Source organism: Psychrobacter sp. APC 3426 (assembly GCF_030408035.1).
Taxonomy (GTDB): domain Bacteria; phylum Pseudomonadota; class Gammaproteobacteria; order Pseudomonadales; family Moraxellaceae; genus Psychrobacter.
Window position 1 is genome coordinate 65,396 of the sequence record NZ_JASDCF010000011.1, and the last position, 15,260, is coordinate 80,655.

Annotated in this window: 14 protein-coding genes; 8 read left to right on the forward strand and 6 right to left on the reverse strand. The window is 44.0% G+C overall.

Features of this window, described 5'->3' with window-relative positions:
- Positions 1–4 precede the first annotated feature (4 nt).
- Genes tusA through QL919_RS07630 form a run of 4 tightly spaced genes read left to right on the forward strand, consistent with a single transcriptional unit; the run spans position 5 to position 2,978 of the window.
- Positions 5–331: a sulfurtransferase TusA gene (tusA, locus tag QL919_RS07615; protein WP_290188953.1), complete on the forward strand. Its 327-nt coding sequence runs from the start codon at positions 5–7 to the stop codon at positions 329–331.
- Between the two features lie 59 nt (positions 332–390).
- Complete coding sequence (locus tag QL919_RS07620) at positions 391–1,632, forward strand: class I SAM-dependent methyltransferase (protein WP_290188954.1); 1,242 nt, start codon at positions 391–393, stop codon at positions 1,630–1,632.
- A gap of 24 nt (positions 1,633–1,656) precedes the next feature.
- Entirely contained in the window at positions 1,657–2,595 is a 939-nt protein-coding gene (gene xerD / locus QL919_RS07625) for a site-specific tyrosine recombinase XerD (RefSeq protein ID WP_290188955.1), read from the forward strand.
- Positions 2,596–2,639: 44 nt separating this feature from the next.
- Positions 2,640–2,978, forward strand: coding sequence for a DUF3817 domain-containing protein (locus QL919_RS07630; RefSeq protein WP_290188956.1), 339 nt, complete (start codon positions 2,640–2,642; stop codon positions 2,976–2,978).
- Positions 2,979–3,102: 124 nt separating this feature from the next.
- Here QL919_RS07630 and QL919_RS07635 read toward each other — a convergent pair whose 3' ends face one another.
- On the reverse strand, positions 3,103–3,537 hold the full coding sequence (locus tag QL919_RS07635; protein WP_290188957.1) for a PH domain-containing protein: 435 nt from the start codon (positions 3,535–3,537) through the stop codon (positions 3,103–3,105).
- Positions 3,538–3,741: 204 nt separating this feature from the next.
- Between QL919_RS07635 and QL919_RS07640 the strand changes: the two genes are divergently transcribed.
- The gene (locus QL919_RS07640) at positions 3,742–4,350 is read left to right on the forward strand and encodes a methyltransferase (RefSeq protein WP_290188958.1); all 609 of its coding nucleotides are present in this window, start codon (positions 3,742–3,744) and stop codon (positions 4,348–4,350) included.
- A gap of 176 nt (positions 4,351–4,526) precedes the next feature.
- On the opposite strand, the gene lptG is transcribed toward QL919_RS07640, so the two are convergent.
- On the reverse strand, positions 4,527–5,732 hold the full coding sequence (lptG, locus tag QL919_RS07645; protein ID WP_290188959.1) for an LPS export ABC transporter permease LptG: 1,206 nt from the start codon (positions 5,730–5,732) through the stop codon (positions 4,527–4,529).
- Complete coding sequence (gene lptF, locus QL919_RS07650) at positions 5,732–7,084, reverse strand: LPS export ABC transporter permease LptF (RefSeq protein ID WP_290188960.1); 1,353 nt, start codon at positions 7,082–7,084, stop codon at positions 5,732–5,734. The genes lptG and lptF overlap by 1 nt, the downstream gene beginning before the upstream one ends.
- Before the next feature lie 779 nt (positions 7,085–7,863).
- Here lptF and QL919_RS07655 point away from each other — a divergent pair.
- The 3 genes from QL919_RS07655 to sstT all read left to right on the forward strand — a co-directional run bounded on the left by QL919_RS07655 (position 7,864) and on the right by sstT (position 11,540).
- A complete protein-coding gene (locus QL919_RS07655; protein WP_290188961.1) occupies positions 7,864–9,525 on the forward strand; it encodes a leucyl aminopeptidase in 1,662 nt (553 codons plus the stop codon).
- Between the two features lie 7 nt (positions 9,526–9,532).
- On the forward strand, positions 9,533–10,015 hold the full coding sequence (locus QL919_RS07660; protein ID WP_290188962.1) for a DNA polymerase III subunit chi: 483 nt from the start codon (positions 9,533–9,535) through the stop codon (positions 10,013–10,015).
- A gap of 322 nt (positions 10,016–10,337) precedes the next feature.
- Positions 10,338–11,540, forward strand: coding sequence for a serine/threonine transporter SstT (gene sstT / locus QL919_RS07665; RefSeq protein ID WP_290188963.1), 1,203 nt, complete (start codon positions 10,338–10,340; stop codon positions 11,538–11,540).
- A gap of 102 nt (positions 11,541–11,642) precedes the next feature.
- Here the strand turns inward: sstT and QL919_RS07670 are convergent, their stop codons facing one another.
- The 3 genes from QL919_RS07670 to QL919_RS07680 all read right to left on the reverse strand — a co-directional run bounded on the left by QL919_RS07670 (position 11,643) and on the right by QL919_RS07680 (position 15,124).
- Positions 11,643–11,966 (reverse strand): chaperone modulator CbpM, encoded by a 324-nt coding sequence (locus QL919_RS07670; RefSeq protein WP_290188964.1) that lies wholly within the window; start codon positions 11,964–11,966, stop codon positions 11,643–11,645.
- Positions 11,967–12,027: 61 nt separating this feature from the next.
- On the reverse strand, positions 12,028–13,044 hold the full coding sequence (locus QL919_RS07675) for a DnaJ C-terminal domain-containing protein (RefSeq protein WP_290188965.1): 1,017 nt from the start codon (positions 13,042–13,044) through the stop codon (positions 12,028–12,030).
- A 109-nt stretch (positions 13,045–13,153) separates the two neighbouring features.
- Positions 13,154–15,124, reverse strand: a complete 1,971-nt coding sequence (locus QL919_RS07680) for a DUF4105 domain-containing protein (protein WP_290188966.1) — start codon at positions 15,122–15,124, stop codon at positions 13,154–13,156.
- Between the last annotated feature and the right edge of the window lie 136 nt (positions 15,125–15,260).

Here is a 15,260-nt window from a genome sequence, read left to right on the forward strand (position 1 = left end):
GACTATGACAACTTCAATATCTGACACCTCGATTCAACATCATCTAGATACCAAAGGGCTTATCTGCCCAGAACCGGTCATGATGCTGCATCGAACCATTCGCAAAGCCGATGCCGGCGAGGTGATTGAAATACTCGCCACCGACCCTGCGACCACTCGCGATATTCCTAATTTTTGCCGTCATTTGGGACACACCCTTGTTCACCAAGAGACACTTGCGGAAAATATCAGTTTAGAAGTTGATCCTGATGAAATAACAGTTGATAGTGATGATAGCGCGCCAATCAATGCCACACTTTATCGTTATTTGGTAAAGAAAAAGAGCGCTTAATCAGATAGCCAAGACTCCGTACGTTAGAGGCAATATATTTTTTATAAGAGGTAAGCTACGTGTTACAAACAGAGAAGCAATATGTGCAGTGGCGCGAAAATAAAAACGGCAATGAAAGCTTACATAAAGCCCGCTGGTTATCTGCAAGCAGTCATGCGCCGCCTGCACGTATTGTCGTAGTCGATGATAAGACGACTGCTGATGAGGCTTATCGCTTAGCATGCGAAGGCACATCACTACTGTGGCGCGGTGACTTTCATAATGCGCGGCAATTGCTTCAAGCACTCAAACGGCGTATCGAGCGTACCAATGAGCGCTCTGAGCAACGCAAAATAAAAAAAGCGGCTAATAAGTCTGCTAAGTCTGCTAAGTCTAATAAAACTGCATTTGAATCCTCAGAGACGCCCAAAGACATACCCAACCTATTTCATCAACAGCGCCAAATCCAAGCCCAGCGCTCGCGCATATTGAGCCGTTTGCTACTAGAGCTAGATAGTGATTATGCCAGCCACTTACGTCGTTCTCCTGATGTCAGTGCCGCTTGTACAGCAGCTTTTGGCCAGTTAGATAAAGCGGCTGATGAATCATGTGTACTATCATTTCGTGACCTGCAAGGGGCGCTTGGTGCAGCGCAGTGGCGCGAAAAAGGCGTGCCAGTTGAAAGCTTAGGGCTTTCGATTTACCCGCATTATGGTGTCTTTGCACCACCCCGCCATGAGTATGTACAGCTATTACTTGATGCGCCGCTGCCGACTGTACATGATGTCGCTTATGACATAGGTACTGGCACTGGTCTGCTAGCCATAATTTTAGCGCAGCGCGGTGTGAAACAGGTGATTGCCACGGACTTAAATCCGCGTGCGTTAGCCTGCGCAAATGAGAACTTTACGCGCCAAGGGCTAGCTAACGTGCAGTTACAGCAAGCAGACCTGTATCCGACTGATGCGCCATTCGCTAACTTAATTGTCTGTAATCCACCTTGGTTGCCTGCTAAGCCCAGCTCGCCTTTAGAGTACGCCGTTTATGATGCCAATAGTGCAATGCTGCGTGGGTTGTTGCAGGGCGCGAAATCTCACTTAGCCAAGCAAGGAGAAGTCTGGTTAATATTGTCCGATTTGGCTGAACATTTGCAGCTGCGCACTCGTGACGAATTATTAGGCTGGTTTGCCAATGCTGGATTAGCAGTAACATACCGTCTAGATACCAAGCCTAAGCATGGTCGCAGCCAAGATGAGACTGATCCGCTATTTGCAGCGCGAAGTGCGGAAGTCACCTCGTTATGGTGCTTGCAGCGTGTTTAATATTCAATCATTGAGTATCGTCTTATGAGCCGCGACCGTGCCGTACAACAGCGCCAACCAAAAGCGCTAGCTGTTGATGATGAACCCGCTTATATCACTGAGTTTCGTCAAGCGATGTTGGCGCGCGGTCTGGCAACGCGGACGCGTAACGCTTATGTCCGCGACCTGCGTTCTTGCGAGCTCATCAGTCCTATTGCCCTGACGAAATGGCAGCCTGATGACGTGCTGCACTGTTTATCCACCCTTACTCAAGATGGCAAAACCCCACGAACCCAAGCACGCATGCTCTCAAGCTTGCGGCAGTTCTACCTTTGGATGATTGCCAGTAATCTGCGTGAGGACAATCCGTGCGAGCGTATCAAAAGCCCCAAATTAGGCCGTCCACTGCCTAAAGATTTAAGTGAGGCAGATGTCGATAATCTACTTGCCTCACCTGACACTAGCACAGCGCTTGGCCTGCGTGATAAAGCCATGTTAGAGGTGCTCTACGCCTGTGGTCTGCGTGTTAGCGAGTTGATTAATCTGTCGCTTGAGCAAGTGAATTTAAACTCTGGTTGGCTACAAATCACCGGTAAAGGTAATAAAACCCGACTGGTGCCATTAGGTGAATATGCTGCAGATGCGCTGGAAGATTATCTAACGCATGCTCGTGGTGATTTGATTGCGCATTTAAAATCGGGCAATTGCCAAGCGGTGTTCTTGACCGCGCAAGGCGGCTATATGACAAGGCAGAACTTTTGGTATCTATTAAAGAAATACGCCAAAATCGCCAGTATTGATAAAGAGTTATCACCGCATACCCTGCGTCACGCCTTTGCTACGCATTTATTAAATCATGGCGCAGACTTGCGTAGCGTGCAGTTATTACTGGGGCATAGTGATTTATCAACGACGCAGATTTATACCCATGTGGCGACGGCGAGATTGCAGAAGTTGCATGCCGAGCATCATCCGCGCGGTTAAAATTGAAATTGACTATTTATTGATGATTGTAAAAGGAATAAAACGTGTTGCAAGCTCAGCCCTCTACTCTACCTACCCTAACAAAAGGGCAAAATTCCGCCCTCAAAAACCTGACCATCATGGGTTATCTAGAAGGCACGTCTTTTTTATTATTACTTGGTATCGCCATGCCACTAAAATATATGATGGGTATTCCTGAGGCAGTGAAATATATCGGTATGGCGCATGGGGCATTGTTTATCGCCTATATTTTGATGCTGTTGATTGCAACCAGCAAAATCAAAATGCCGCTATGGGCAATGCCTGCAGGTGTGCTTGGCTCGTTTTTGCCATTTGGTCCGTTTATATTTGATCATTTATTAAAGAAGCGTTTGAGAAAGTAGGATTAAAAGCTTTTCGGTATCGGTTGCGCTTAGACTTTTGAGGATAGTGATTTATTAACGACGACAAGATTATAGAAGCTGCATGCGGTGCATTATCTAAGAGGTTAGACTAAATACGTGTACTCTACTTCACTATCACTATATTAGGATTACGCGCTCGTATTTCTTGGTAAAATAGCAGTTTGTCTTTTGGTGATATCAATACCTTTTTATTTTTATAGTCTATCTCAAGTCTATCTAACGATAGGGCTGGTGCAGAAATCATATTTCGAGTTGGAGCAATATAAGTAATGTCTGTAAGCTTAATACGCTGCGTAGAAAAACCATTATCTATAAGAATTTGATCGTCTGATAACGTATATTTCGTACCAAAAAACGGCATAAGCATTAAGGCTATAAGAGGTAGGAAAATAAATGCCAAAAAAATACTGTTAGCTAACGAACCGTTTTCGCTTTTTTTCCATTGCCAAAATGGAACGGCAATCATCAGAAAGCTACCACCCCAGAGCATAAATGCAATCCAAAAATCAATTTTAGATGTAAATACAATGTCTGCCATAGAATATTTTATAGTTGGCTAAATCGGATTTAAGTTTAGCAAGAATGATCAATCTTATCTTTAACTATGATAAGTTTTAAATGAATCCCTAGCTGCAAACCTGCCCTTTTCTCGTTACAATAGCCTCAATAAAATGCATCATGATATGCACGCTGTCCAATTGAGCAGCGCACCCCTTTTACTTATCCAATATCTGAGAATCCCATGAGCCATAGACCCCCTGCTGACCTATTAAAAAACGCTGAACACTGGCGTGAAGATATTAACTTTCGCCAAGACGTATTGGGCAAGCCGTTTGATTTTGCGACCACGTGGGGTATTTTTTCGCCGCAAAAGCTCGATGATGGTAGCTTAATGTTGCTTGACTATGTGGATTTTCAAGCGGACGATGATTCGATAGACTTGGGCTGTGGCTATGGCGTGCTCGGTATGACAGCGGCGCGTGAATGTCCGAACGGTCAGCATACCTTGATTGATAAAGACTTTATGGCGGTAGAATATGCGCGTCTGAATTGTGAAAAAAACGGTCTGAAAAATGTCGATGTGCGTTTATCAAATGGCTTCAACCACGTGGCAAAAGACAAAGACTTTAGCCTTGTGATGTCGAACTTGCCAGCCAAAGTAGGCAAAGAGCAGCATTATCTGTATTTCCTCGATGCCTATGCGCGCATGCGTCAAGGTGGGCGTTTTTATGTGGTGACAATTAATGGTTTACGCCAGTTTATGAAGCGTTCATTTACCGAGGTGTTTGGCAATAGCGAAAAGGTCAAACAAGGTAAGACTTATACCATTACGATGGCAACCAAAGACTAGTAGTCAAATCGCTATAAGCGCGCTACCGCGTCGACCTCTTTTGACATACTAGGGTATAGTCTGCAATCGATTTCCTTGTATCGCCACTATCTAGATTTGACTATCCCTTATCAAGCATAAAAAAACACGCTAAAGTTATCGGCTTTAGCGTGTTTTTTATGTCTGAAAGCTTTTGGTTACATTTGCCGTTTTATCAGATAAAAGCCCAACGCGGCACTCCCAAGTATCGGTAATAGCACCATCAACATGGGTGAGAACCCAGTCGCTAATGAGACAAAACCAACCAAGTCTTGTACGTAACTAAACAACAAGCCAAATAGCAAAGCGACGACGATTCGTAAGCCCAGACTATGCGTACGCAGTGAGCCAAAGACGAATGAGCAAGCAACAATCACTAGCGATAAAATCGATAGCGGTGAGAGTAGCTTTTGCCAAAATGCCAGCTCATGCTCTAAAGAGCGCTTGCCTTGCCCACGCATAAACTGACGATGCTCGTAAAGCTGCGTAAGCGATAAATCCTCTGCTTTGCGCGTGAGTAAGTACACCGATTCAGGCGCAAACGGCAGGCTGAGCGTATCTGATGGTGAGATGTCTTGGCTGCTCTCAAAACCTTGATTGATGTTGAGTTTGGTCATGTTGTTTAGCTGCCACTCGTAACGATATTGCTCGCTCGGTTTGCCATCGGTAGTCGCTAGAGATTTACGACCGATATATTGCCCACCCTCGGCATGTATAGCACTTTGCAAGTTACCATTACTATCTAAGTGCCAGCGCTTAACCTCGCCGATATTGCCTCGTACATCTGCATAATCGATATACAAAATATCGCTGCCATCTGACTTCGTATTACCACTCTCTAGACTCTCAAAGCGTGGTTGCATCGTCCAATAGCCGCGTACAGAAGTGACCAACGAGCTGCTGTCTTCGTCATTAATATCTTTTGCCAATTGATTCGAATACGGCAGCACAAACTGATTGATTGCCAGTGCGAGCAGCACAAAAATCAGAGCCGGTTGCAGCACCCAACCAACGATACGATAGATACTGACGCCAGCGGCGCGCATGACCACCAGCTCGCTTTTATTGGCCAGCAGACCCAAACCCACCACTGCGCCAAGTAGCGCTCCTGTCGGAATAAACTGCTCTAAGAAATAGGGCGAACGGTAAAAGATATACTTAATCGCCTCACTCATCGTATAACTGTCATCTAGCGAATCAAGCTCTGATAAATAGGAGAATATAAGCTGTAATGCCCACAAACCGATGACCGCGCCAATAATAGCCAGCAAGGCATTGCGTTTAACATAACGCCCCAGTACTTTGAGACTGCCTGGCTTTTTTGCCAAGGGTTCAGCAGCAGAGTTTGTAAATAAGGAGCGCATTACGACTGCCCTCCTTTTGTGCCATCATTTGGATTGGAGATGCCATTGGTTGCAGTAGTCGCCAAGGCATGTTGTTGTTTGCGAAAGCGCAAGCGATGCTGCACACGGCTACCCCAATTCATATAAAGTGCCAACGCCATAAACCCTAAAATCAGCCACGCATACGCCCACACGCTAACACTGCCTTTGCTCACAGCATTTTTTAGCGAAATAATACCCAGCGCACAGCTAACAAACAATAAAATCGCTGGAAACAAACGCAGCCATCGACCTTGCCGTGGACGCACTTGTGCAAGCGGTACGGCGAGCATCGGCGCAATAATCATTAACCACGGTAGTGCCAAGCGGTAGCCAAGCTCGCTTTGTGCCGCTCGCAGCGCATTGGTATTGATCACTTGCGCGCTACCACTACCCGTACTCGTCGCCGCTTGCCACAACGGACCAATCGCTTGCGTTTCGATATTGTCTTCAGTGATAACTTCTTTAGATGATTCGGTCAAGGTGATACGGTAGCGATCGAAGCCTACTTGATTATACTTTAGGCTGCCCGCTCCGACTTCATAACGACGTCCTTGGAATAAATCCAGTTGAGTGACGCCGCTACCGCCTGTATCGACTTGCTCAGCGCGCTTGGCTAACGTAATAGTATCTTTGCTAATATTGCTACTTACCAGTGCTTTGGGTAACTCTGGAATATTTAATTGCTCAGCAGTGTCAGCATCAATAGTATTTTGGACATCGACCGCATTGTTTTTATCGAGCTCACTTTTATCCATCTCACTTTTAGCAACATCATTCGCAGCAGCATTTTTCGCCTTGCTGCCTTTTTCTTGCTTTTCTGATTGAATAAGCACCACGTCTTGCAGCTGCTTTTTATCATCGCTGAGACTGCCTACATACAGATGATAATTGCCACTGCTGATAAACTCATTGGGACGAATCAAGTCAAAGGCGCTGTTCAATGCTTGCTGCTGCCAAACCGCCTCGGATGAGCGCACACCCCAAGGCTTACCCACTATAGATAACGCCGCTTCACCAACAAACAATGCCAAAATTAATGGAGTCATCAATCTTGCAAGCTTACCGCGCGACACACCGCTGGCATTAATGACTGCCATCTCTTGATCGACGTATAAGCGACCGAACACCAGCATCAAGGCGATAAAAAACGCCAATGGCAGGATAAGCTCTAAGAAATACGGCAGATTATAACCAATGATGGTAAACAATAAGCTGATGTCTAGATTGCCTTCCGCTGCAATACCAAAGTAGCGAATCAGGCGACCGCCAAGCATCATTACCACTAAAAACCCCAATACCAAAGCGGTGGTTGAGGCAACTTGTTGGGTCATGTAGCGGCGTAATATCACAATAGGTACTCTTAAACAGTTGGTATGCGCGCGGTTGGTTGCAGGATAAGTTGTCAGAATTATAGTCAATAGTGCTGCATCACAGCTATAGCGATCGATCAGCTACTTAGTAATCTACTCATTAATAACCAGATACCTAACTAAATAGATAGCGACATCTCTGAGCGACTGATTCGTAATGACACACAAACACAAGGCAATAGATATAACCGTTAATGCTAGCATGTTTTGCTAAATAATGGCTGTGAAAAATGTGCTAAAACATTACCTAACCCTTGCTAACTGCGCATTAGTAGTCGATTATAAGGCTCTCTATTGGCTTGCGTATATATTGATAAAAGTAATAAGAAATATTGACTTTTTGAGCGATATATTTGTAGATTTATGAAGGTTTTGATTTTTCTAGGATATTTATCACCCATACTTAAAACTGGCAATCATACTTGGTAAGATTACGCAGCAAATGTATACGAAAACATTACCTAACCCTTGCCGACAGCACGCCGATTACCTGATATGCTACACTACAACGATAGCCCAATACGTTAATAACTCTAAATTCTAATACGTTGGGCATTATAGCTTCATGGCTTTGTTATTCTATTCTATGTCAATCACTTTGGGTGAATGGTACACCAATATAGAATGAGTGATACTCAGTCATGCGTGCAATATCTGCTTTAGCTATATATCTCATTGCTACTATCAACTAAATATCTGATTTACGATTTTAATCTCACCATTCTAATAAGGATAACTATATGAATATTAAATTATCTCAACACCTACCAAAAACTCATACACAAAAAATACTTAAAAAAGAAGCCAAGAGTAAAGATGAGGCTTGCCTGGTTGTTTTAGTGGATGACAAGAAAAACATCCTTGCCGAATCTGCGTTAGCTGACTACAGCGCACGTATTGAGCAATTGATTGAGGTGTCGCATTTTAAGGGCAAAGCTTGCGAAACCGTTGCTGATTACGCCCTAGCAGGTGATAAAAAAACCACCAAGCAAAACCCTGTTCAGCTACTTTTAGTCGGTGTTGGCGATACTGACAAACTGAGCAATACTGTATTGCAAAAAATTGCTAAGACCATTTATAGCAGCACACAAAAGCGTGTGGCATCTATCACTGTTGCGTTGGGTGATGCGTTAGAAGAAAATCAATTTGGTCAATTCGCTCTTAATTTGTTGGCAGCGAGCTATCGTTTTGATAAGTATAAGTCTGAGCAGACCACGCCGGTACTTAACGATATCTATCTGGTCGCTGATGAGTCACTACAGCCGGCGCTAGAGTTTGCACAGGCGGTATTTACTGGTCAAAGCTTGACCCGTGACGTGGCCAATGAGCCAGGCAACATCTGCTTTCCAGCATATATGGCAGAACAAGCTGAAGCGCTTGCAAAGACCTATCCTGACCTATTGAAAGTGACAGTGCTTGGTGAAGACCAGATGTCAGCGCTAGGCATGAATTGCTTCTTATCGGTGGCGCAAGGCTCTACCAAAGAAGGCAAGTTGGTACTGATGGAGTATCGCGGCAAATCCAATTTCAGTGCAGATGCTAGCAAACAAGCAACCAGCAGTGCAAAAGTCGCTGGCGGTTTAAAAGCATTGGCTGATAAACTACCGACCAAACTGCCTACTAAGAAATCGGCTAAAAATGCTGACGAAAGCAATGACAATGCGCAAGCTGACCATGATGACGCCCCTATCGTATTGGTCGGTAAAGGGGTAACCTTTGACTCAGGTGGTATCTCAATCAAGCCAGGTGCGGCGATGGATGAGATGAAGTTTGATATGGGTGGTTCAGCAGCAGTACTCGGTACGATGAAAGCGCTTTGTGAAGCGCGCCTACCAATCAACGTTGTTGGCGCTCTCGCTTGCGCAGAAAACATGCCATCAGGTGATGCAACTCGCCCTGGTGATATCGTTAAAGCCATGAACGGCAAGTCAGTTGAAATTTTAAACACTGATGCCGAAGGTCGTTTAGTATTGGCCGACACTTTATGCTACGTACAACGCTATAATCCAAAAGCCATCATCGATGTGGCGACATTGACTGGTGCTTGCGTGGTTGCATTAGGTCACGTACGTTCAGCTGTGTTTAGTAATGACGAAGACGTGTTATTCGACTTAGAGAACGCCAGTAACCTATCGGGTGATCTCGTTTGGCATATGCCGTTAGATGATGAGTATCAACAACAGCTCGACTCACCTATCGCTGATATGCAAAACATCGGTGGCAAAGGTGGCGGTGCAGTGACTGCTGCATGCTTCTTGTCGCGCTTCGTTGAAGAAGGTCAAGCATGGGCGCACTTAGACATTGCTGGCACGGCGTGGAATTCAGGTAAAGATAAAGCGGCAACTGGTCGCCCTGTGCCATTATTTATGCAATACTTAAAAAACAGCGCAAACATGGCTTAATCGATTTATGAAAATCAGTTTTTATGTTTTAAGTGAGAGTAAAGCCCAAGATTTCTTGGGCTTTATTTGTCAGTTGACCCAAACGGCGCTTAATAAAAGCACGCAGTCGTTGCTGATTCTTATTGAAGATGAGGCGTTACTGTCGACGCTTGATGAGGCGCTATGGGCACAAGTTGCCACCAGTTTCATACCGCATCAATGCCTATCCAACAATGATACTGATATTAAAGATGCTGATATTGCTACAGATGCCATTAACAATCCTTTAGCACCAGTATTGCTTAGCACCTATATGCCAGCAGGTTTTAACGGTATCGTCCTTAATACCACCATACATCCGGTCAATGACTTTATGGCAGCGACCAGCAATGCTCACCCTACTCGCGTCCTTGAGCTGATAAAACCTGATGCTACTAGCGTTCAAGAAGGCCGTAATAAATACAAGCACTACCAGCAGTTAGGCTATGAGTTAACCCACTTTAAAGTATAGTTTTCTTCTTTTGCCTAAAAACTTTGATGTTTTGCTGCTTTCATCCTCTTTAATCCTTCTTTTTTCTCACCTCTTCATCTACTAGACCTTATAGATAGGCCAGTTTTTACACACTTGCCATTGCCTATACTTGTCTGCGAATTTCATACTCATTGTTATATTGTCACCTTTTCCTCTGTTTTCATTTGCTCTCTTTTACTTTGATATCTACCCGCTCCAGTATGACTGGTATGCGAATATCTGAAAAAATGCTACCATCCTCCGATTGGTTTTCTACTTTTATCATTAATTTACTTCTGACTGACTACTCGAGGGTGTACAAATGCGTTCATTGATTGCGATGTACCAGCGTATAGGGCTGGTGCCGCTCATTATTATTGGTTTAATATTAGGGGTGCTGATTGGCTGGCTGGCACCAAATGTCGGTATTGCTTTAGGACTATTGGGTACGCTATTTGTAGGTGCGCTAAAAGCCGTTGCTCCGATATTGGTATTTATTTTAGTCATGGCAGCGATTAGCCAACATCGCAGTGGTAATGAAGTCTACGTTAAGCCTGTGCTTATCATGTATATGTTCGGCACTTTTTTGGCCGCACTGACGGCAGTGGGCGCCAGCTTTTTATTCCCGACCGAATTGGTCTTAATAAATGCCAATATTGAGCAAGTTCCACCTGCCAACCTCAAAGAAGTATTGACCAATCTACTCATGAATCTGGTTGCAAACCCTGTCAACGCTATCGCTGAAGCCAACTATATCGGTATCTTAGCCTGGGCAATTATCATCGGCTTTGCCTTGCGTCAAGCCAGCGACACTGCCCGTACCGTTGTTGGCGATTTTGCTGATGCCATCTCGCAAGTCGTGAAGTGGGTCATTGCTCTCGCACCATTTGGTATCTTAGGTTTGGTTGCCAACACGGTCGCTGCGACGGGATTTGCTTCTTTAGCAGGATATGCGCGTATCCTAATGGTGCTAGTCGGTTGTATGCTATTTATCGCTTTAGTCGCCAACCCTATTATCGTCCTTGTTAAAACTGGCAAAAACCCTTATCCACTGGTGTTTACTTGCCTGCGTGAGTCAGGGATTACAGCATTCTTTACTCGTAGTTCGGCCGCTAACATTCCTGTGAACATGAACCTTGCCCGTAAATTGGGTCTGCATGAAGATACTTATTCAGTGACTATCCCACTGGGTGCGACCATTAACATGGCAGGCGCGGCGATTACCATCAACGTCTTAACGCTAGCAGCTGCTCATACTCTAGGTATCGAAGTAACTTTTGCTTCAGCACTGCTACTAAGTCTCGTTGCAACAATCAGTGCTTGCGGCGCATCTGGTGTCGCTGGTGGCTCTTTACTATTGATTCCATTGGCTGCTAGTTTATTTAGTATTCCAAATGACATTGCCATGCAAGTGGTTGCGATTGGCTTTATCATTGGTGTCATTCAAGACTCTGCAGAAACAGCACTAAACTCTTCAACTGACGTACTATTTACCGCAGCAGCTGATCCTAAATATTCGCGTTAATTGATAGATATTCAGATTTATAAACTAAGATTCACAAACAAAAAAGGGCCCAATTCATCATTGAGGCCCTTTTTGTATGTCTACTTTTTAATATCAAACTGACTATTTTAAATGTTCAATATCCACTTCAATCACCGGTGCTTGCAGGTCTAATTGACGTTTTAACTGGCGTAATTGCTCCACCTCATCTAGCAGCTCAAGTATCAAACCAATCGCCGGCACACTGGCTTCAAAGTCACGACTCAGACGTGAGGCGCGGCGTACCGTTGTCAGCTGATAGCCGGTAAATTGCTGATGCTCTGGTACATCATACTCAATGATGTTTTCTTCAATCAATGCCAGTACCCATTGATGGTCTTGACCACAGGCAGACACTAGCTCATCTAAGCTCAATACAATATCGTTTAATTCGGGCGAGTGTTTCATAATTATCATCCTCGTTATCTCTTTATTTTCATCGTCTTCAATTGAGCATCCTATCTCTCTATCAACGGCTGATTGAGGTACCGGCAAACGCTTGCTTTAATTGCTCATAAGCTTGGGTTGCAGTCTCGCTACTAATATCAGGGTTGACGATATTTAAGGTTAAATACAAATCACCCGCTTGCTTAGCAGGGATACCCTTACCTTTTAGGCGCAAGTTGCTACCAGATCTGCTGTTCTTAGGAATTGTCACACCAAGTGTACCTGCTGGCGTACTGACGTTGATTTTTTCACCCAATGCCGCTTCCCACGGTGCTATATTGACCGTTTGATAAACATCTGCCCCTTCGATACGGATATTAGATGCGTGACTGATTTTCACCTTTAAAAATAAATCGCCATTTTTACCGCTACCACCACCAGCAGCACCTTGCCCTGCTAGGCGAATTTGCTTGCCATCAGTGATACCTTTTGGAATTTTAATCTTAAGGGTTTTATTCTCATAATCTACGCTACCATTAGGCTGACGGACAGGAACGTTTAATTTAATACTATAGTCGTCACCGCTATATACCGACGCCAAATCGACAGTAATCTCGGCATGTTGATCTTGACCTTTACTATCTTGTGCGCCAAAACCACCACCGAACTGGTCAAATCCGCCCTGCGCCCCGCTTGATTGCCCACCAGCCGAGCCACGAGCGCCACGACCAAACGCCGAAAATATATCATCGAAACGAAACCCACCACCGCCAAATGCTTCACCATCACCAAACTGATCTTTAATATCTTCCCAGCGGAAACCACCCTGCCCAGCGCCAGCAGACTGTCCACCAAAACCACCAGCACCACTTTGTCCAGCGAATGGATTATTTAGCATGGCATCATATTCGGCACGCTTGTCTTTATCTCTAAGCGTTTCATAGGCGTTATTAATCTCAGCAATCTTGTTGTCAGCGTCCGGATCGTCACTCACATCAGGATGAAATTGACGAACGAGTTTACGGTACTTTTTCTTGATATCAGCGTCTGAGGCGTCTTTTTTGACCCCTAAAATGTCATAGTAATTTTTCTCTGCCATGTTGTTTTCCTTCTTATAGTATTTATTACTTATCATTTACTTAACGCATAATATGGGGATACTGAGTCAGTATTTCATTTTCTCGCCTGCGAACACAACTATTAACGTTTTACCAGTAATGATGCCAAGCGACACTAGCATTTGTATTATCTGAATCGCTTAAAGCATCATTATTAGCGTGCGTCACTATGATTCTGGCATCATTGTTCTTTGACAACTGTTGCCGTAATGTCAATTTGGTGAGGCCAATGGATGCACGTCCTTCTCGTTTAGAAGCAATATAAGACAACTCAGCACTTTGTTTGTCACGCTTAGCGCGCAAACCAAATTCAACCCCTATATCTGCATGTCGATCTTGATCGTGGACTGTCACGTTTAACATACCATAGCCAAGCATGTACTTGCCAAATTTTGCGCCTGCTCCCATGCCAGCTTGCGCATAAGGACTGTGGTTGCTACCAGTAAACAAGTCTGTGCGCGCGCCTGTTTTTAGTTGCCAAGACAATTTGGGTTCGCCTGATAACGGTTGTCTCAAGTTTTCGATCTGCTGCATGTCTAAAAAGACAAAGTCTGTCAGCGTCCATTTGCTATCATCAAAATCATAACCTAAAGAGGCTTGTACTGCTTCAAACCGTTTATCAATATCAGTGTAAGCGTTGAGAGGATCTTTCACAAATAGTGATAGCCCCACCTGCGCACGCTCATGAGATAAAATTACTTTGGTTTGCGTGGTTTTGTTACTCAATGCGGGTGACGCTTTATTAGGTACAGCCAGCTTAGCCAAACCATTACTGGCTGGTAGCCCAAAACGTTGACTCAATAATTCATTTTTAAACGCTAGCTGCTCTGGAGTATTGTCTTTTGATATTTTATAAGTGCGATGTAAGATTAGAAAATCAAGCGCAAGTGCTCTGTCATCGGTATTCAGCATGGCAAGCGGTGCGGTAATTTCTGTACGAATGACTTCATTAACAATATTTTGTATTGGCTTTGATAGTTGTACAAACTTCTCTCGCAACTGCGTTTGCTCAGAAGGTAGGTAACGTACCGAGGCTACTAACGATTCTGTGCCACTATCATGCTCTAATAACTGATCAAATATATAATCTGGCGCGTACCAAGGGCCTATGCGCTCAGTCGTTTTTATATCGCTTATCAGCTCTAGTATCTCTCCTGAACGATAACCACAGTTTTGTTTGATGAAGTAATAATCAAATCGAGCGGATTTTGCTTCGTATAAATGGTAGTTCAGTAATTGCGTTTCAAATGCTTCAAGATTTAGCACATATTCCCACATATCTCGTTGCTCGTTTTTGGAGTACACGGCATCTTGTTTAAAAAATTCCGTCTCCGAAAATCCAGCATCGTAGAGTCCAAAGAGCCCTTTAATAGCGTACATTGCTCCGTTCTCATTGGCTGGAATACGCGCGCCAAAATTATATGAGTTATTAAGCAAATCCTCGCTTGAAAGCGCTTTGACTTCTTTGTTCGTACTGTCTTCAGCGTCTACAGTCATACTGGTCTTTACCAATACGTGACCGAACGAAGAGGCTGGATTTTTTAAGTAATTGCTGACTAAGATTAGGCTTATCTCTTGATTGGGATCTGGCAGCTGTGGGCAATCTTTTAGATTAATATTTAATTGAGGTAAATGGTGACTGAGCCATAAATATCTGGCTGGATACTTACAAACGACGCTCTCATTACTTGCCTGCTCTATCGTTGCCATCAGTTCTGCATAAGAATCAAAATTGCGTTTTGAACGTGGTTTTGGATTGGTTAAATAAAAATCTGGTGAAATAACTTCAGCTTTGCCATTTTTGTAAAATAGTAAATGTTGCCATTGAGAGTGCTTAGATAATGCTTTTAGCTTGGCAGAAGTGGTAGCTGTGTCTTTACTGGATTTTCGTTTTTTTTCAATGATAGTTTTATCACTAGGCAGTTGCATGCCTTGCTCTTTCGCTAATGAAATATCCCGTCCGTTAGCAAGCACGCGTGGTTCAAAAGTCTCATTATTATCAACATTCCCATCGTGAGTAGGAACACTATTGTCTTTTCCTTCAACTACTATTGAATCCATTACCGAATTCATTACGTAGGGTTCAGCAGCACAGACAGTAGATACAGCAAAACAAGCTACGCACAAAAGTATTTTTTGCATTTTTTATTAGCACCATAAACACATAAGCAATAAAAAACACGTAAGCACTAGGTTT

Bases quoted from the DNA above. Each gene is read 5' to 3' on its own strand.
- sstT (WP_290188963.1), top strand. From the start codon at position 10,338: ATGCGTTCATTGATTGCGATGTACCAGCGTATAGGGCTGGTGCCGCTC.
- QL919_RS07640 (WP_290188958.1), top strand. From the start codon at position 3,742: ATGAGCCATAGACCCCCTGCTGACCTATTAAAAAACGCTGAACACTGG.
- lptF (WP_290188960.1), bottom strand. From the start codon at position 7,084: ATGACCCAACAAGTTGCCTCAACCACCGCTTTGGTATTGGGGTTTTTA.
- QL919_RS07635 (WP_290188957.1), bottom strand. From the start codon at position 3,537: ATGGCAGACATTGTATTTACATCTAAAATTGATTTTTGGATTGCATTT.
- QL919_RS07660 (WP_290188962.1), top strand. From the start codon at position 9,533: ATGAAAATCAGTTTTTATGTTTTAAGTGAGAGTAAAGCCCAAGATTTC.
- tusA (WP_290188953.1), top strand. From the start codon at position 5: ATGACAACTTCAATATCTGACACCTCGATTCAACATCATCTAGATACC.
- lptG (WP_290188959.1), bottom strand. From the start codon at position 5,732: ATGCGCTCCTTATTTACAAACTCTGCTGCTGAACCCTTGGCAAAAAAG.
- QL919_RS07680 (WP_290188966.1), bottom strand. From the start codon at position 15,124: ATGGATTCAATAGTAGTTGAAGGAAAAGACAATAGTGTTCCTACTCAC.
- xerD (WP_290188955.1), top strand. From the start codon at position 1,657: ATGAGCCGCGACCGTGCCGTACAACAGCGCCAACCAAAAGCGCTAGCT.
- QL919_RS07655 (WP_290188961.1), top strand. From the start codon at position 7,864: ATGAATATTAAATTATCTCAACACCTACCAAAAACTCATACACAAAAA.
- QL919_RS07670 (WP_290188964.1), bottom strand. From the start codon at position 11,966: ATGAAACACTCGCCCGAATTAAACGATATTGTATTGAGCTTAGATGAG.
- QL919_RS07675 (WP_290188965.1), bottom strand. From the start codon at position 13,044: ATGGCAGAGAAAAATTACTATGACATTTTAGGGGTCAAAAAAGACGCC.